Raw genomic sequence first — 17,409 nt, 5'->3', positions numbered from 1 at the left:
CTTCGTCGATGAAGAAGGTCACGTCCGAACGATCCAGAGCGTCGCTGATATATACCGGAAGCAACAAACCCTGGTGTTGCTCGTACCCCTTGAAATCGCCTCTCTCACCCATCCTCGCCATGCTAGCGCGCGAGAGAGTCTTGGGTCAGGCTCCTAGGAGCGTCGAAGCCGACCTGGTTCCAGGGCGTGCCGGCGACTCTGGGCGAGCTCGTGTTCCACGCCGGCCGCAATGCGATCCGGCCTGCGGGATCGAGCCTGCGCCTGCTGCGGTCGGTGGCCGCGGCGCTGTCGCCGGCGTTGATGCAGGAGCTCGAGACACTCTTCGGTGTTCCCGTGATCCAGACCTTCGGAATGACCGAGGCCGGACCGCTGATCTCGGCGACGCGGCTGCCGCCCGCGATCCGCAAGCCCGGGTCGGTGGGCACGTCCTGCGGCCCGGAAATAGCGGTGATGGGGCCGGCGCAGCAGCTTCTGGGCGCCGGAGAGACCGGCGAGATCGCCGTGCGCGGCGACAACGTCTTCGCCGGCTACGAGGACGACGCGGAGGCCAACGCGACCGCCTTTCGCGCCGGCTGGTTCTACACCGGCGACACCGGCTACGTCGACGCCGACGGCCACCTGTTCCTGACCGGCCGGACCAAGGAGATGATCAATCGCGGCGGCGAGAAGGTGAACGTGCGCGAAGTGGACGACGCGCTGCTGCAGCACGAGGCCGTCGCCGAGGCCGCGGCGTTCCCGATCAAGCACCGGACGCTGGGAGAGGAAGTCGCTGCGGCGGTCGCACTGAAACCCGCGCGTGTCGCGAGCGAAGCCGATCTCCGCCAGTTTCTGGCGCCCCGTCTGTCCGCCTTCAAGGTGCCGCGCCGGATCTTCTTCCTCGATCGGCTGCCGCGAAACGCGGTCGGAAAGATCGACCGGCTGGCGCTCGCGAGATCGGCGGGCGAGCAGGCCGGCGCGGAGGGCAGCGGCAGCGGCGCGGCGCTGAGCGAGATCGAAGCGCAGATCGCGGCGATCTGGGCGACGGAGCTCCGCCTCCCAAGGGTGGGGCTCGACGAGAACTTCTTCGAGCTCGGCGGTGACTCACTCTCGGGGCTCCGGGTGTCTCTCGCGGTCGAGGCCGTCATTGGCCGGCCGCTGCCTCCGGAGGCCATGACGGATGTGACCACCGTCCGCGCCATGGCGCGCTCCGCGAGCGAGGCTGCATCGGCGCCGCTCGTGCAAGGCGCGCAGAGTGCGAGCGAGCTCGGAAGCGAGCAGTACCGCTCCATCGTCGCCATCATGGCCATGGGGCGCATCCCCGCGGTCCGGCCCGGCTCCGCGCTGAAGGTCATGAACCCCGCCGGCACTCGCACGCCGATGATCTGGTGCTTCAACAGCCCGGCGACCGAGATGATGGCGCTCGGCAAGTATCTCGACCCGGACCAGCCGCTGTACGGGGTGTTCTCGGGCGGGCGCGTCTTCGACCGCGGCGACGAAACGCTGCTCGAAATCGCGCGCCTGTACGTCGCGGAGATCCTGGAGCTGTTTCCGACCGGCCCGTTCATCATCGGCGGCAACTGCCAGGGCGGCCGCGTGGCCTTCATGCTGGCAAACTCGCTGAAGGACGCCGGGCGCGAGGTGGAAGCCCTGTGCTGTCTTGATTTCTCCCAGCCGAATCTCGTGACGTACGACGGCCGGATGCTGCTGACGTTCGGAAAGCAGAGCGCGCGCCGCTCCTACTCCTACGTCCGCTGGGGGCGATCCGGGTGGGAGAAGGCCTTCCGAACCCCGCCGACCGTCGCCTGGATCACGGGGAGTCACGGCGGGTTCTTCCGCGGCGACACGATCTCGAGCTTCGTGCGCACGCTCGAGGCGTTCCTGCGGCGAGACGCCAATGTGCCTGGGACGCTGGACGAGCTCTCGTCCCGGATGGTCATGGCAATGCACCGAGTGCCAGCTCTCTTCTGGACCTACCGCGGTATCTACAAGTCGTACGCGCGGTTCCGCTACGGTCCTCGGGTCAAATACAATCCGTTCACCGGAGAGCCCCGCTGAAGAGACGTCTCGGGGTCCTCGCAGCCGAGGCAGCCGGACCCGCGGGGTATCGTGTCTGGGCAAATCGAGGCGCTGCTCGCTGGAGCTCGACGCCACCTCCTCTCTCGGATCGCGAGCGCTGCGACGATTCGGGAGATGCGCCGGAGAGACGGTTCTGCGCGGACGCTTCTAACTCGCGCGCCGGAATCGCTCGTAGCGTTCCCGTAGACGCTCGGGGTCGGGCTTCTCGAGTGCACGCCCGGGGACGTGGATGCGCTGACCATGGAAGCCCTGCAACCCGTGTCTCAACATCGGCCCGTCCACTTCCTCGAGAACGTCGCCGCGGACTTCTACGATCAGATCGGGACGGATCCCGATGATCTCCCGATCGAACGCGGCATGATGGAGCTTGCAGAGCGCGAGCCCATTCGACACGACCGGCTCCCCAGCTTCCTCGCTGTCGGGGACGATGTGCGCCGCGTCGAGCAGCTCGCGGTGGCGCAAGCGACATAGGGCGCACTGCTCTCGGTACGCCTCGAGGACTCGCGCCTGGAACGTCTTCTGGTGGAGTCGCCTGAGCACGGTCACTTCGCTGTAGCCCCGCTCGACACCGCGATCCGCGCCGAAGGAGTATTCGCTGCGCTCGAGGTGCCGCGCGTCCAGCTCGACGCGAAACGTGAGGCGTTCGCGGTCGTCTCCGACCACGTAGACCGGCCACTCGGCGAGATATCGCCCGACGACCAGGCCATGCAGGTAGATGAGCGGCACGTGCCGGATGAGCGCCTCGCGCAGACCGACATTGTCGCGGTGGGATGGATCCGAGCCCCGATACTTGTACTCGAGCACGTGCTCGCTCACGAATCGATCCGCGTATGGCGCTGCCTTGCCGGGTTTCGGCGGTGCCGTGGCAATCGAGAGCGGAATCGCCGGCAGTACCGCCGGCTTGAAGATCCCTTGGGGCCCCAACAGCGGCACTCTCTGCCCGCGGAACGTGAACCCCTGGGAAAGGAGAGCGTACGGAAGGTCACTCCCGTGGATGCGTGTCTGTTCGGTCAGGAACTGGAACGCGGCGGCACGCACCGCGCCGTCGATTTCATAGTCTGACGCGTCACGCACACGCGAAGCGTACACCCGCCCGCAGAACGACTCGAGCTCCGCGCCGGGACGCCTTGCTAGACTTGCCCCTCACCTCGCAGACCGCGGAGAGCCCCCATGCCCCGAGTCCTGATCCCACCCCCGTACAGAGGCCCGACGCTGGGCGAGGCCGAGCTCGTGGTCGAGTGCGAGACCGTGCGCGGCGCGATTCTCGCGGTCGAGCAGAAGTACCCCGGCTTCGGGCAGCTCGTGCTCGACGCGCAGGGCAAGCTGCACCGGTTCGCGAAGCTCTTCGTGAACGGCGAGGCGGTCGGCTCGGGGCAGCTCGACCGGCCGATCGGCGCCGGCGACGAGCTCGAGATCGTCGCCGCGATCGCCGGTGGCTGAACCCGCAAGCGCGGTGGTAAGCTGCGCGGACTTCTAGGAGGACGAGATGGAAGGCGACAAGATCGTTCACGTCGACATGAACGCCATGACCGTCAGGAACGAGAACCTGCCCAAGGAATGGGAGCTTCTCGGCGGGCGGGGGCTCTCGGCGAAGATCCTGCTTCGCGACCTTGCGAATCCGAAGTGCGACGCGCTCGGTCCCGAGAACCTGTTCATCCTCGCGCCGGGCGTGCTCTCCGGAACGTCGGCGCCGACCTCGGGCCGGATCAGCATCGGCTGCAAGAGCCCGCTCACCGGCGGCATCAAGGAGGCGAACTCCGGCGGGAACCCGGGCCAGGACCTGGCCAAGCTGGGCATCCGCGCGATCGTCGTTGCGGGGCAGCCGAAGGACAAGAGCAAGCTCTACGGCCTGGAGTGCGACGAGGCGGGCGTGCGCATCGTCCCCGCCGACCACCTGGCCATGAAGTGGAACTACGCCACCTGCGAGGAGCTGGGCAAGAAGTACACGAAGAACGCCTCGTTCATCTCGATCGGCCCGGCCGGCGAGCAGCTGCTCACCGGCGCGTCGGTCGCCTGCACCGACCAGGACAATCGCCACCCGGCGCGCCACGCGGCGCGAGGCGGCGTCGGCGCGGTGATGGGCTCCAAGCGCCTGAAGTTCGTCGCGATCGAGCGCGGGAAGTCGCGCCTGCGCGAGGCGAAGAACAAGTCCGACTTCAACGAGCTCGCCAAGAAGTACACCAAGGCGTACCTGGACGGGCCGCAGATGTTCAAGACCGGCACGTCCTCGATCGTGCCGATCGCGAACATGCTGCAGACGTTCCCGTACAAGAACCGCGTCTTCGGGCAGTCGCCCGACGCCGCGAACCTGGACGGCGCGCGCATCGTCGAGAGCTTCGAGAAGCGCGGCGGCAGCATGCACAACTGCCTGACCGGCTGCATCGTGCGCTGCTCGAACATCGTCCACGACGCCGAGGGCAAGTACAAGACCAGCGCGCTCGAGTTCGAGACGCTGACGCTGCTCGGCGCGAACTGCGCCGTTGCGAGCTGGGAGGACGTCGCCGATCTCGATCGTCTCTGTGACGAGGTCGGGCTCGACACGATCGAGACCGGCGCCGCGATCGGCGTGCTGATGGACGCGGGCAAGATGGCCTGGGGCGACGCCGCGGCGATGAAGGCGGCGATCGCCGACGTCGGCAAGGGCACGGCGCTCGGCAAGGTGATCGGAAACGGCTGCGTCGCGGCTGGCAAGCACACCGGCCACCACCGCATTCCGGCGGTTCGCGGCCAGGCGATCCCCGCCTGGGATCCCCGCCCGCTGAAGGCCACCGGCGTCACCTACGCGACCAGCGCCATGGGCGCGGACCACACCGCGGGGCTGATCGTGAACCCGGGCCTTCCGGCCGACCAGTTCGCGCAGGCCTCGCAGGAGGTGCAGCTGGTGAACGCGGTCTGCGACTCGTCGGGCTTCTGCCAGTTCGTGCAGCCCACGCTCGACGACATCCGCCAGTACTACGGGCACATGTACGGTCGCGAGGTCTCGCGCCAGGAGATCGCCGATCAGGGCTGGCAGATCCTCGCGGACGAGTGGGAGTTCAACCGCCGCGCCGGCTTCACGGCCGCCGACGACGTGCTCCCGAAGTGCATGCAGGAGGACGCGATCGGTCCGGCAAAGGTCGTCTTCGACGTGCCGGCCGCGGTGATCGCCGACGCGAAGGTTCGAAAGGCCGTCCGCGACAACCTGTTCACGACCAAGGCGGCCGGCTGACGAACGCGTCGACTGCAGCCCGGGGGTAGCGCGTTGACCCGCGACGTCCGGATGCGGGGATTCGCGCAGCGGGTGGACGTCGAGCAGGTGGAACGCCTGCTCGCGCCGCTCTGCACCCCGCTCGGAGCCGAGCCGGTGCCGCTGCTCGACTGTGCGGGCCGCGTGCTCGCGCAGGACGTCGCGTCCGACGTGGACGTGCCGGGCTTCGCCCGCTCGGCCATGGACGGCTACGCGGTTCGCGGCGAGGACACCTTCGGCACCTCGGAGTATTCCGCGCTCGAGCTCGCGCTGGTCGGAGAGGCATACCCCGGCCGGCCCTTCTCTGGGCGCGTCGGCGCGGCCCAGGCCGTGCGCATCATGACCGGCGCGCCGATCCCCGACGGCGCGGATGCGGTGGCGAAGGCGGAGGTCTGCGAGGAGCGCGACGGCCGGGTCCGGATCCACGAGCCGGTCGCGCCGCGCAAGAACGTCGGAGCCGTCGGCGAGGACATCCGCCGCGGCGAGGTCGTGCTTCGCGCCGGCCGCCGGCTGCGCCCGCAGGACGCGGGGCTGCTCGCGTCGATCGGGCGCGGCCATGTTCCTTGCGTGCGCCGTCCGCGCGTCCGGCTGGTGATCACCGGCGACGAGCTTCTGGCTCCGGGATCTACACCGGACGGCGTCAGGATCGTCGACTCGAACTCGGTCGTGCTTCGCGCTCTGGTCGCGCGCGACGGAGGCGAGCTGCTGCCCTTCGAGCTGATCCCCGATCGGCCCGAGCGGATCGCGGCCGCGCTCCAAGCCGGCGACGCCGACGTGGTGCTGGTCTCGGGCGGCTCGAGCGTCGGCGCCGAGGACCACGCGCCGCGGCTGCTCGAGAAGCTCGGCGAGCTGCTCTTCCACGGCGTCTCGATGCGGCCCTCGAGCCCGGCGGGCGGCGGGCGGATCGGAGCGGCGCTGGTGTTCCTGCTCCCGGGCAATCCCGTGAGCTGCCTCTGCGCGTACGAGTTCTTCGCGGGCCCCTCGGTCCGCAGTCTCGGCGGGCGCTCGCGCGCGTGGCCGCATCGGCGCGTCCGCGCGCTGCTCGCGCGCAAGATCAGCTCCGAGGTCGGCCGCACCGACTACGTGCGCGTGGCCTTCGAGGGCGAGCGCGTCGTTCCGGTCGCGACGGCGGGCGCGTCGATCCTCTCGTCGACGGTCCGCGCGGACGGCGTCGTGATCGTCCCGCGCGGGCTCGAGGGCATGCCGGAAGGTGCCGAGGTCGACGTGCTGCTCTACGACGACGAGCCGCGAGCGGGCGAGGCGAGTCGGTGAAGCAGGAGCAGTTCCTCCTCGTGCTCGACCGCGACGAGGCGGAGGCGCGCTGGAATGCCGCGCTCGATCTCGACCGGCTCGGCGCCGAGACGGTCGCGCTCGAATCCGCGCTCGGCCGCGTGCTCGCGGTCGAGGTGCGCGCGCCGGTCGACGTGCCGAGCTTCGACCGCTCGAACATGGACGGCTTCGCGGTTCGCGCCGACGATACCTACGGCGCAAGCGAGCTCGAGCCGGTGCGCCTGCGCCTGAACGACGAGACGATCCCCACCGGGGTGTCACCGAGCCTTGTGGTCGAGCGCGGCACGGCCACCGCGATCGCGACCGGCGGCATGCTGCCGCGCGGGGCCGATGCGGTGGTGCCGGTCGAGCTCACCGACGTCGAGGACGGCGGCCGGGCGGTCGTCCTGCGCGCGGCGCGCGTTCCCGGCGCCGCGGTCTCGTTCGCGGGCACGGACATCGGCATGGGCGAGACGGTTCTCTTCGCCGGCACGCGGCTCTCCTCGCGCGAGACCGGCGTGCTCGCGGCGATCGGCGCCGCACGCGTCGACGTCGTGCGCAGGCCGCGCGTGGCGGTGATCTCGACCGGCGACGAGATCATCGCGCCGGGCGAGCCGATGCGGCCGGGGCTCGTGTTCGACTCGAACGGCCGCATGATCGCCGACGCGGTCCGCGAGCTCGGCGGCGAGCCGATCTTTTTCGGCGCGTTCCGCGACGAAGAGGCCGCGCTGCGCCGCGCGCTCGAGCGCGGGCTCGCGGAGTGCGACGCGGTCGTGCTCTCGGGCGGGACCTCGAAGGGCGAGGGGGACCTCTCCTACCGCGTGGTCGCGGAGCTCGAGCCGGGCATCCTCGTCCACGGCGTGGCGCTGAAGCCGGGAAAGCCGATCTGCCTGGCGGCGCAGCGGGGCAAACCCGTGGTGATCCTGCCGGGATTTCCGACCTCGGCCGTCTTCACCTTCCACGAGTTCGTGGCGCCCGTGCTGCGCAGACTGGCCGGCACGCCGCCGCTCGAGCGCGAGACCGCGCGCGCCACACTCGCGCTTCGCACCCACACCGAACGGGGACGGCTGGAGTACCTGCTCGTCGGACTGGTGCGCGGCGAGGACGGCGCGCTCCGCGCCTATCCGATGGGCAAGGGCAGCGGCAGCGTCACGACCTGGAGCCGCGCCGACGGCTTCGTCCGGCTGGAGCGCAATCTCGAGATCGTCGAGGCGGGAGCCGAGGTCGAGGTCACGCTTCTCGGTCCCGGGCTCGCGCCCGCGGATCTGGTCGTGATCGGTAGCCACTGCACGGGCTTGGACCTGATCGCACGCGCGCTGCACGCGGAGGGCTACTCCGTGAAGCTGCTCGCGGTCGGGTCGCAGGGCGGGATCGAAGCCGCGCGCCGCGGCGAGTGCGACGTCGCGCCCGCGCACCTGCTCGACCCGCAGAGCGACCGCTACAACACGCCCTTCCTCGATGACTCACTCGCGCTCGTGTCCGGGTACCTGCGCATGCAGGGCGTGGTCACGCGCGACGACGAGCGTCGCACGACCGAGGCGCTCCTCGCCGACCCGCGCCTGCGCATGGTGAACCGCAACCGCGGCAGCGGAACACGCGTGCTGATCGACGGCCTGCTCGGCTCGCGCCGCCCCGACGGCTACGCCTACGAGCCGCGCTCGCACCACGCGGTCGCGGCCGCGGTCGCGCAGGGTCGCGCGGACTGGGGCGTGACGATCGAGACCGTCGCGCGCGAGTCCGGCCTGCGCTTCCGCCCGCTGCGCAGCGAGCACTACGACTTCGTCGTGCCGGTGTCGCGCCTCGACCGCCCGGCCGTGCGCGCGCTGATCCGCCTGCTCGAGCCCGGAAGCGCGCTCCGCGCCGAGCTCGAAGCCGCGGGCTTCGCGAGCCCGCAAACCGCAGTCACCAAAGGGAGTCAGTCATGAGACCCGTATTCTGCTTCAGCTCGATCGTTCGCCTCGCGTTCGCGCTCGCTACTGCGGCGTCGATCGGCTGCGCCACGCAGAAGTCCTGGAGCTATCGAGCCGAGTCGATCTCCTCGAGTCCGATTCTGGTGAACAATTCGGTCTCCGTTCCGCCGTTCATGGACACGCGCCAGAACGAGAACCAGAACATGTTCGGGATGTACATGATCCCGCTGATGCCCTACGGCTGGATGAGCTACAAGACGCCGGAAGGCGCGCAGATGCACATGACCAGCGGCCTGTGGATGTGGCGCCCGAACGAGGACATTGCAAAAGCCGCCGCCGAGGGGCTGAACTCGTCGCACGTGTTCAAGGAGGTGTTCTTCTCGCACCGAGCCAGCGAGGGAGAGCTGGTCCTCCACGGGACGATCAAGTCCACGGATTTCGAAGGGAAGCTGTTCTCCTACGGTCTCTCGGTCTACGGGCCGGCGCTCTGGTTCATCGGGCTTCCCTCGACCAGCGCGAACAACGAGCTCGAGATCAGCCTGAGCCTGCGCGATCCGTCGACGAACTCCGTCCTGTGGGAGCGGAGCTATCGGCGCGAAGACGGAAATCTCAGCTGGCTCTACGTGATGAAGTCGGACTTCCTCTACCCGGATCTGCTCAAGGAGATCCTGATGGAGGCCGTCCGCGACATCCGGAGCGACGCGCCCGGCTTCAAGGTCCAGTGAGGAGGGCCGCGCGCGGCTACTCCGCCCAGTCGAGCAGCTCCTTCACCGTCTCCTGGTCGAACTTGTAGCGGAACGAGACGAACGGGCCGCGGGTGGTCCAGTCGCCCTGCGAGAAGTCGCGATCGCTGTAGCCGCCCCAGTTGTAGCCGGCGCTCACCCAGAGGTTCTTCATCAGCACGTAGCCGAGCGAGACGCTGTAGAGCTGCTCGATGTTCCCATCGCTCCACGCGTGGCGCATTCCGACGCGGCCGCCGACGTCCCAGCTGCCGAACAGGTCGCGGCGGATCTCGAGCCCGGTCACGTCCGTGTAGCCGTCGAGGTTCAGGCCGTCGATCCGCTCGAAGAGATACTTCGCGCCGTAGTGCAGCGAGGCCTGCGTCTTGCGGTCGAGCTTCACGTTCAGGTTCATGTTGTTCACGATTCGCGTCGCGCGGCTCTGGAAGACGTCGTAGTCCAGGTTCTCGCTGCGCAGCTCGAGCGACTCGAGCAGCGTGTAGCGGCTTCCGATCGGCCGGTAGACGCCGCTCAATCGCAGCCGGCCGAGCGACTCGATGCCGTCGTAGGCGGTGTTCGGCTGCAGCGTCCCGTCGGACGAATGGACCGGGCCTGTGCTCGAGTCGGGATCGGTCACGAGCGATGCGCCCGAGCCGCTCGAGTCGAAGAACTCCGCGCGAATCGCGACGCCGATTCCCGCCTCGAGCTCGCGGTACGCGCCAGCGCTCACGCTCCACTTGTCCTGCGCGTTGCCGAAGCGCGTCTCGACGCGCAGGTTCGCGGCCCAGACGTCCTGCGCGTAGGTCGTGCCCACCGAGACCGAGGTGAAGTCGTCGCCGTTGTGGTTGCCGGCGAGGCCGCTCACCACCGGCTGAATCGGGGCGAACGGGGAGATCTGCGTCGCCGCGAGGTCGTCGCCGGAAAGTGTCACGGAGTTGTCGACCGCGAAGTCGAAGGAGAGCGCGTCGGTGAGCTGGTAGGTCTGCAGCAGGCCGAGCGTGCCGAACAGGCGGCTCGCGTCCTGCTGGCTGCGGCTTCCGATCGCAGCCGTGGCCTGGCCGCCGCGCCACGGACTGGTGCGCAGGCCCACTCGCGTCGCGGCGGTGCTGCGCTCGCTCGCGACCGTGAACTCCTCCTCGCCGAAGACGGTGAGCTCCGGCAGCAGCGCGAAGTCGGCGCCGACCAGGAAGCGGGTCGGGAAGTCCAGGCTCTCGTCGCCGGAGAGCGTGATCTCGGAGTCGGCGCGCAGCTCGAGCCGGTTCTGGTAGGTGGTGTAGCTGCCGCCGCCGAGGATCTGCGGAGACGAGCTGTCGGTGCCGTCCGAGAAGACGTCGTGCGCCCAGCGCAGCCCGCCGTAGCCGCTGATCGGCCCCTCGCGGTGATCGGCGCGGGCCTCGAACAAGTCGCGTCTCGCGTCGGAGGCGACGTCGACCTGGCGGAACACCTCGCCCGAGAGCTGGAGCGTGTCGCTCCAGTGGTAGCGCGCGTCCATGCCGAGCTGCTGCATGTTCGTCTCGCTTGCGCTCTGCTGACCGAGCCCGAAGCCGGGCCGCTGCTCGCGCCAGTAGACGCGCGAGTCCAGATCCTTGTCGCGCCGCGAGAGCTCGGCGAGCCACGCGCCGCCGTTCGCATCTGCGTCGGAGTCGAGCAGCGACGAGCGCGTCTGCGCGTACTCGCCGCGCAGGCTCGTCACCGGGTCCAGATCGATGCGCAGATCGGAGCCATACAGGCTCGAGCGCTGGCCCACGGTTCCCTCGTGGATCAGCGACGTCCCCAGCTCCACGCTGTCGTCGAGAAGCTTCACGGCGGCGCGGCCGCCGCCGTTGAGCTCCTTGTCGGAGTCGTCGTCCGACTCGTACTCGGCGACGATGTACACCGGGTTGAAGCCCTCGGCGGTGCTCGGGATCGGGCGCTTGAAGAAGATCGTGCCGGACGTGTAGTCGATGTTGTAGTCGGTCCAGCGCGCCTGCTGCTCGGTCGAGATCACCTGCTCGCCGTGGAAGCGATCGCGGACCTCGATCGAGATGCGCTCGCTGTTCAGCACGATCCCGGAGCGCGAGAGCCGATAGAGGCCGGAGGTTCCGTCGCCGCGGATCTGGTCGCGCACGAAGGCCTGGCTCGTGTCGGTTCCGAAGGCATTGAGCGAGACGTGGTCGCCGTCGTACTCGCTGTGGAACCCGTTCATGGCGCGGCTGTAGCGCGACAGCTCCGTCACCGTGAGCCCGGTCTGGAAGTCGCCGAAGAGCGCGTAGAACTGCTTGCGCTCCAGCTTCAGGTACAGCTTGCGCTGGCTCGGAGCCTCGAAGCCCTGCGTGGTCGCGTCACCGTAGAGTGTGTAGTAGCGGTTCGGATCGAGGCCCCCTTCGAGCGCGGCGCGGTCGAGATCTCCCGACGATTCGTTCGACTCCCGCTGCGAGTCGTAGGCGGCCGTGAGCAGCCAGGAGCCCTTGATCCTTCCCTTCGCGAAGACGGTGGTGCCGCGATCGAGGTCGTATCCGTCCTCGACGTCCGACGGGACCAGGCTCTCGGAGTGCTCCGAGATGGAGCTGTGCAGAAGCGTTCCGCCGGTCAGGCCGACCAGCACCCACTCGCGCGCCTCGGCCTCGAGCCAGGGGTGCAGCTCCTTGGTGTGCCGTCCGGCGAGCGCGAAGCGAAGGTTCACGCGCCCCGAGGCGGTGGTCGGCGCGAGCTCGATCCGGGCGATGCCGTCGCGCCCGATCACGTAGCTCGGCGACTCGGGCGTGAGGCCCGCCTGGCGCCGCAGCTCCGCCGTCGACGCGTCGAGCGCCGGTCGATGCGGCGCCTCGATCTGGTACGTGCCGACCTGCCCCTCGCGCGCGGGCTTCTCGTCCTCGTCGGTGAAGCGCACCGCGATCACGGGATTCGTCCGGCCGTCGGCCACCAGCCGCGACATCTCGGGCACGAACACGGCGCGGAACGGCGGCCCGGCGTAGTGGAGCGAGCGCTCGATCCGCGCGAGCTCGTTGCCGGCGGCATCGAGCTCGCGCGCGACGAAGGTGTTGTCGCCGTCGGCCAGATCCACGCCGCGCCAGCGCGAGAGCGAGACGGTCTTCGCGTCGTTCGAGAACGCCCCTTCGAAGTTGAACTTCGGCACCGGGATTCCATTCTGAGACAGCTCGAGCGTGGTTCCGGGCGCGTGTTTGATCGCGATGTTCACGCTCGCGATCGCCGCAGCGAAGCCGGGCTCGGGCGCGAGCCACTCGAGTCCTGGCTTCGCCTGCTCGAGCCAGGTCTTGTTGAAGACGGCGGGCTTGGGCGGTGCGTCGTCGAGCTTGGGCGCTACGGCCGTCTGCCACTCCTCGCCCGGCCGCAGGCCGAGCGTCTCGACCACCTGATTTCCACTTCCCGAGCTCGACTCACCCTGCAGCAGTGTCTTCGCGACGGGTGTCTTGGCGTGCTTCTCGACCGGGGTCTCGAAGATCACCACCGCTGACGTCTCGAGCGCTCGCTCGCTCGGCTGCGTCGGCTTGGCGTCGAACGCGAGATCCATCGACCAATCGCCCGAGGGCGGCTCGCCGATCCGGAACGTGACCACGCCCTGCTTCACGTCAGGATCCCCGATCGGGGCGCCGTCGTTTCGCGCGCTTCCCGCCACGTACTCCACGCCCTCGGGCAGCATCACGACGGCGCGCGCGTTGCGCACGTCGACGCCGTTTCCGCGCAGCGCGAGCTGATGGTGGATCGTGTCGCCGACGAGCTGGCTCTCCAGCCGCTGGCTGATTCCGCCCTGGCGGCGCGGACGCATCTGCACGCGGAAGTCGCTGCGCCAGAGCGCGCCGCCCTGCATGTCGACGAACTGCGAGAAGGGGCGTCCGGCGAACGCGTGACCTTCGTCGTTCGCGCACGGCAGCGGTTCGTAGAAGCCGGGCAGGCTCTGCACGTCCATCTGCACCACGTGCGGGCCCTTCCGGATCCCCGCGAAGTGGTAGTAGCCGTTCGAGTCGGTGATGGCGTAGGTCCCGTCCTCGAGGTAGACGCGCACGCCCGAGACGGCCTCGCCGGCGAAGTCGTTGCTGTCGCAGCTCCCGGCCGAAACGCGGCCGACGATGTAGGCGCTGTCCGCGCCCAGATCCTCCTCGACGCGAACCCTCGCGACCGCTTCCTCCGTGATCGATCCGCCGAGCGTTTCGGCTCGCGCGGTGGTTCGCGTCATCCCCGGCCGCGAGCTCGGCGCGACCTTCACGGTGAATCGGATGTGGGTCACCACGCGCACGACGCTCGCGGGAAGCGTCCAGGTGAGCGTTCGCCCGTCCGACGAGATCAGCGGGTCCGGCTGGCCGACTTCGTCGATACGCACCGACTTCGGCGTGAAGCGGAAGCCGGGCGGGAGCGTGACCGTCACCTCGACGCCGAGCGGCGCATCCGCGATGCCAGGATTCTCGACGCGGACGTCGAACTGGAAGTGTTCGCCGACCGAGACGACGTCGCGGCTTGGGCGGATCGAGATGAAGCCCGCCGCCGACGCGGCGTCGAGCGGCAGGTCGAGCTGGAAGGTCGGCCCGGCGGGAACGCTGAACACCTCTCCCCGGGAGCCGACCGCGAGCGCGAACGGCGCGCCGGGAAGCGCTTGCAGCGTGGCGTCGGGGATTGCGCTCGGGAAGGTGTAGCTCGCGGGCGGAGTCACTTGCAGGCGATAGCTGCCGGCGGGAGCGACAGGGAAGCGATAGCCGCCCGGGCCGAAGCTGTAGCTCTGTCCGCCGCCGTCGCTGACCGAGCCGCCCGTGGTCAGGCTGGCCGGGAAGGAGCTCACGCCATCGTCGCCCAGGATCCCCGTCGCGGGGAGCCCGGTGGACTCGTCGATCATGGTGACGACCGCGAAGTCGACCGGTGCGCCGGTCGCGCTGTCGAAGACGCGGCTCTCGGGGTCGATCATCGCGGTGTCGGAGTCGCTGTCGCTCGCGTCGAACGCGTCGGTGTAGCTCGACGCGATCGTCTGGCCCGCGGGCGCCGCGAGCACGCAGTCGTTGCTGCTGCTGGGTGGCGCCGCGGACGGCACGTAGCCCACGAAGATGCCCGTCGCGACGCCGGTCTCGAAGAGCTGCAGCTGCTCGGCGTCGCCCGCGCTCGGCGCGGTGAGCGCGACGAGAACCGACTCCACCAGCGTCGAATTCCGGTTCTGGTCCGCGTCGACGAGCCGCACGAAGACCGGCTCGCCCGGGTGGTAGCTCGGCGTCGTGATGAGCTCGGCGCTGGCCAGATTGATCGCGCCGCCGCCGTACGCGGTCGGTGCGGGGAGCGGGTTGAAGCTTCCGCCATTCCAACACGAAGTGGCTGTGACGGAGTAGGAGACGGCGCCCGAAGCACCGGACGCGTAGCGCATGAACTCCAGGGTCGAACCGGAGCTCATGACCGCGGTCGTGATCACCAGCGTGTTCGACGGACGGACGATCCCGAGCGTCGCGCCGATGTCGTACGTCGCGTAACCGGTGTTGGGAATCGGAGTTCCCGCCGGTGTCTGCGCGTTTGCGCTCCAGGGAAGGAGCGCAAACGCGAGGAGCAGAAGCGCCAGCGCCTCGCGGAGCCGGCTGGGTCGGGGGAATCCCGATCCAGCCGGCTCGTTGAGACACAACTTGCGAACCGCAGACGTGCGGTACGGTGCAGTCCCAATCCTGGGCCGAGCGCGCAAGTCTCCCGTCGCACCGGCACACGAGCCGGCGCGCGGGCACTCGACGTGCCGCGGCCTTCGGGGGAGGGGACCCACCATCGGGCTAGTCGAACGTCAGTCCACGGACACCCGGAAGGTGATCACCGCGGATGCGCCCGGAGCCAGCGAAGGCACGGTCACCGTGACGGTGCCGCCTGCTTCGGATCCCTGGTCGAGGTCCAAGGCGTTCGACTGGGCGACTCCGTCCAGGTCGATGCCGAAGCCCACGGCGTAGGTGTCCGGCTCGAACAGGACGTCGCCCGGAAGCACGTCGCTGATGGTCAGCGTCGTCGCGGAGAGCGCCGAGCCGGCATCGTTGGTCACCGTGATCTCGTACTCGACGATCGCGCCAGGGATGTGGCGCGCGTTCGGCGCGGCGCCGTTCACCGGATCGCTGATCAGCGTCTCGGTCTTGGCGATCGTCACGTCGGCGGATTCCACCTGGTAGGCGCCGCTGTCGGAGAAGTCGGCCGCGTTCGCGGCGTCGGTGTCACCCGCGCCGTCGCCGAAGACGGTCTCCATCGTGGCCGGATCCTCGGGGTTGGGCTCCTCGACCAGCGCGGCGCCGCCGTTGGCCGTGGTCTCGCGCGCCGTCGCGGTCAGCGTGACCGCCGCGATGTCGCCGTTGCCCTGTCCTCCGGGGATCGTCGCGACCACCCAGATGCCCACCGATCCGTCCTCGGCGAGCACGTCGACGGTGGTGGCCGTGTCGACGAGTGGCTCGTAGGTTCCGATCACGCCCGCGTCGACCACCGTGGTCAGCGCGCTAGGATCGAAGTTGTCCACGCCGCCGAAGGGATCGGTGGCGTTGTTCGCCGCGCTGAGATTGAAGCCCAGGTCGGCGTTGCTGGTGTTGGTCAGGGTGAACAGGAACGCCCCGTCAGTATTCGGGGTCATGGCCACATAGGTCACCGGGACCGAAGTCACCGTGAGATCGACCAGGCGGTCGACCACGAAGTCGACCGCCGTGCTCGTGACCGTGGGCTGCGCCACGGCGTTCACGCTGTAGTCGACGGTAGCGGTGTTCGAGATCACGGTTCCAGCATCGGTGCCGGCCGCCGCTGCCGTTCCGGCCGTGCTCCACAAGAGCGCGGCTGTGGCAAGCGCACCTGCCACTCGTTTCAAGTCATGCCTCAACATTGCCTTCTCCTTGCTGTATTTCCAACTCAACTCAACTCAACTCAACTCGACTCGACACTGCTGCGCGTGTCCTGCGCTTCCACCCTTTTGGGGAAGGAAATCATTCGACTCACTCGACGCGGGCCCGGAAGCTCACCTCGCGACCTTCGCCCGGCGCGATCGGATTCTCGATCTGCCAGCGGACGTGCGTGAAGTCCGCGGGCAGGGCCGCGCGCATCGAGCCGTCCGCGGCTCGAACCTTCAGCGTCTCCTTGGCGCCGAAGCTCTTGCCGCCGTCGACGGAGAACGTGACGCGCGCTCCGTCCGAGCTCACCGAGCCGTCGACGTACTCCATGTGCTCCGGGATCGGATCGGTCACGATCACGTCGCTCGCCGGAGCCTTTCCGGTGTTCGTCGCGTGAAGCGTGTAGATCACCGCCTCTCCGGGCGGGACCTTCGCTGCAGGCACGCGCTTCACTTCCTCGCGTCCGTCCTCGGTCTTGACCTTGACTTCGACCTCTGCGGTCACTCGAACCTCGATCGCAGAATTCCCTGCGGCCTCGACTGCGAGCGCGCTCCACCCCGGGAGCAGTACCGAAAGAGCCAGTGCGACTGCGTACTTCATGGCGTTCCCTCCTAATCGATCGTGACTTCGAACGTGATGGTGTGGGGGAGAGAGCCGCCGGCCACGTTCCCTAGCGCGACGGTGACTTGATTCGGTGTCGTGCCGCCGACGTCACCCGCGTCGAGGTCGGCTGCATCGCTCAGCGCGCTGCCGTCGAGCGTGAGCGATCCGGCGTCGTAACTGGTGAACGGCGGCAGCGGATCGGTGATCACCAGGTTCGCGACCGTTCCGGTGCCGCTCGTCGTGACGACCAGCGTGTAGGTGATCGTCGAGCCCGGTACGGGCGTGCTGCCTCCGCCGGGGTCGGAGACCACGGCTGACTTCACGGTCGAGACGATCAGATCCGCGACCAGATAGCTTCCCAGCGCAGCGCTGGTTCCGCTGCCGATCACGGCGTCCGTGCCGAGGTCGCCTCCGCCCGAAACGATGGTGCCGCTGACGGCGCCCGTGAACGAGGTCGCGCGCAGCTCCTCGTCGCCGCGATCGCCGTTCACGACGGCCGGCGGAATGTCGGATAGCGCGAAGACGAGTCGAGCCGCATCGGGCGCGAGCAGTGGATCGTTCACGCCGGGCTGGTAGAGCGGGTCGACGCCGGGCTCGAAACTCCCGGAGTCGTTTGAATCGCCCCGGCTTTCCCGGAGGCTCCATTCCTTGAGAGGATGGAGCGATGGGAAGGAAGAGCAAGTTCTCACCAGAGGTCCGGGAGCGATCGGTTCGGCTGGTCTTCGAGCACAAGAGCAAGTACGGCTCGGAGTGGGAGGCGATCGGCTCGATCGCGGCGAAGATCGGTTGCACGGCGGAGACGCTGCGCAAATGGGTTC

At 68.9% G+C, this 17,409-nt stretch carries 11 protein-coding genes; 6 read left to right on the top strand and 5 right to left on the bottom strand.

From position 1 onward, the window contains the following. Positions 1-186: 186 nt before the first annotated feature. Positions 187-2,034 (top strand): AMP-binding protein, encoded by a 1,848-nt coding sequence (locus tag FJ108_14655; GenBank protein MBM4337123.1) that lies wholly within the window; start codon positions 187-189, stop codon positions 2,032-2,034. A 168-nt stretch (positions 2,035-2,202) separates the two neighbouring features. On the opposite strand, the gene FJ108_14650 is transcribed toward FJ108_14655, so the two are convergent. Then, the gene (locus FJ108_14650) at positions 2,203-3,144 is read right to left on the bottom strand and encodes an HNH endonuclease (protein MBM4337122.1); all 942 of its coding nucleotides are present in this window, start codon (positions 3,142-3,144) and stop codon (positions 2,203-2,205) included. Positions 3,145-3,225: 81 nt separating this feature from the next. On the opposite strand from FJ108_14650, the gene FJ108_14645 reads away from it, so the two are divergent. The 5 genes from FJ108_14645 to FJ108_14625 are packed head-to-tail and all read left to right on the top strand — an operon-like array spanning position 3,226 to position 9,185. Further along, positions 3,226-3,495, top strand: a complete 270-nt coding sequence (locus FJ108_14645; GenBank protein ID MBM4337121.1) for a MoaD/ThiS family protein — start codon at positions 3,226-3,228, stop codon at positions 3,493-3,495. Between the two features lie 46 nt (positions 3,496-3,541). Further along, complete coding sequence (locus FJ108_14640; protein MBM4337120.1) at positions 3,542-5,263, top strand: aldehyde ferredoxin oxidoreductase; 1,722 nt, start codon at positions 3,542-3,544, stop codon at positions 5,261-5,263. A 51-nt stretch (positions 5,264-5,314) separates the two neighbouring features. Beyond that, positions 5,315-6,553: a molybdopterin molybdotransferase MoeA gene (locus FJ108_14635; protein ID MBM4337119.1), complete on the top strand. Its 1,239-nt coding sequence runs from the start codon at positions 5,315-5,317 to the stop codon at positions 6,551-6,553. After that, the gene (locus FJ108_14630; GenBank protein ID MBM4337118.1) at positions 6,550-8,475 is read left to right on the top strand and encodes a molybdopterin biosynthesis protein; all 1,926 of its coding nucleotides are present in this window, start codon (positions 6,550-6,552) and stop codon (positions 8,473-8,475) included. Before FJ108_14635 ends, FJ108_14630 begins: the two co-directional genes overlap by 4 nt. Next, positions 8,472-9,185, top strand: a complete 714-nt coding sequence (locus FJ108_14625; protein MBM4337117.1) for a hypothetical protein — start codon at positions 8,472-8,474, stop codon at positions 9,183-9,185. The genes FJ108_14630 and FJ108_14625 overlap by 4 nt, the downstream gene beginning before the upstream one ends. 16 nt (positions 9,186-9,201) lie before the next feature. Here FJ108_14625 and FJ108_14620 read toward each other — a convergent pair whose 3' ends face one another. From FJ108_14620 to FJ108_14605, 4 genes are all read right to left on the bottom strand, one after another. Then, positions 9,202-14,904: a hypothetical protein gene (locus FJ108_14620; GenBank protein MBM4337116.1), complete on the bottom strand. Its 5,703-nt coding sequence runs from the start codon at positions 14,902-14,904 to the stop codon at positions 9,202-9,204. A 15-nt stretch (positions 14,905-14,919) separates the two neighbouring features. Then, positions 14,920-15,879 carry a DUF11 domain-containing protein gene (locus FJ108_14615; protein MBM4337115.1) on the bottom strand — a complete coding sequence of 320 codons (960 nt, stop codon included), beginning with the start codon at positions 15,877-15,879 and terminating at the stop codon, positions 14,920-14,922. A gap of 214 nt (positions 15,880-16,093) precedes the next feature. Continuing rightward, positions 16,094-16,588: a DUF11 domain-containing protein gene (locus tag FJ108_14610; GenBank protein ID MBM4337114.1), complete on the bottom strand. Its 495-nt coding sequence runs from the start codon at positions 16,586-16,588 to the stop codon at positions 16,094-16,096. A gap of 11 nt (positions 16,589-16,599) precedes the next feature. Then, a partial coding sequence (locus tag FJ108_14605; protein MBM4337113.1) for a DUF11 domain-containing protein occupies positions 16,600-17,409 on the bottom strand: 810 nt, incomplete at its 5' end.

The sequence above is a fragment of the Deltaproteobacteria bacterium genome (genome assembly GCA_016875225.1).
In the GTDB taxonomy this organism is placed as follows: Bacteria; Myxococcota_A; UBA9160; order SZUA-336; family SZUA-336; genus VGRW01.
The sequence above is the reverse complement of the archived record's forward strand: the minus strand, read 5'-3'. Positions and strand labels throughout refer to the sequence as shown.

Bases quoted from the DNA above. Each gene is read 5' to 3' on its own strand.
- FJ108_14625 (MBM4337117.1), top strand. From the start codon at position 8,472: ATGAGACCCGTATTCTGCTTCAGCTCGATCGTTCGCCTCGCGTTCGCG.
- FJ108_14610 (MBM4337114.1), bottom strand. From the start codon at position 16,588: ATGAAGTACGCAGTCGCACTGGCTCTTTCGGTACTGCTCCCGGGGTGG.
- FJ108_14640 (MBM4337120.1), top strand. From the start codon at position 3,542: ATGGAAGGCGACAAGATCGTTCACGTCGACATGAACGCCATGACCGTC.
- FJ108_14645 (MBM4337121.1), top strand. From the start codon at position 3,226: ATGCCCCGAGTCCTGATCCCACCCCCGTACAGAGGCCCGACGCTGGGC.
- FJ108_14620 (MBM4337116.1), bottom strand. From the start codon at position 14,904: ATGGTGGGTCCCCTCCCCCGAAGGCCGCGGCACGTCGAGTGCCCGCGC.
- FJ108_14635 (MBM4337119.1), top strand. From the start codon at position 5,315: ATGCGGGGATTCGCGCAGCGGGTGGACGTCGAGCAGGTGGAACGCCTG.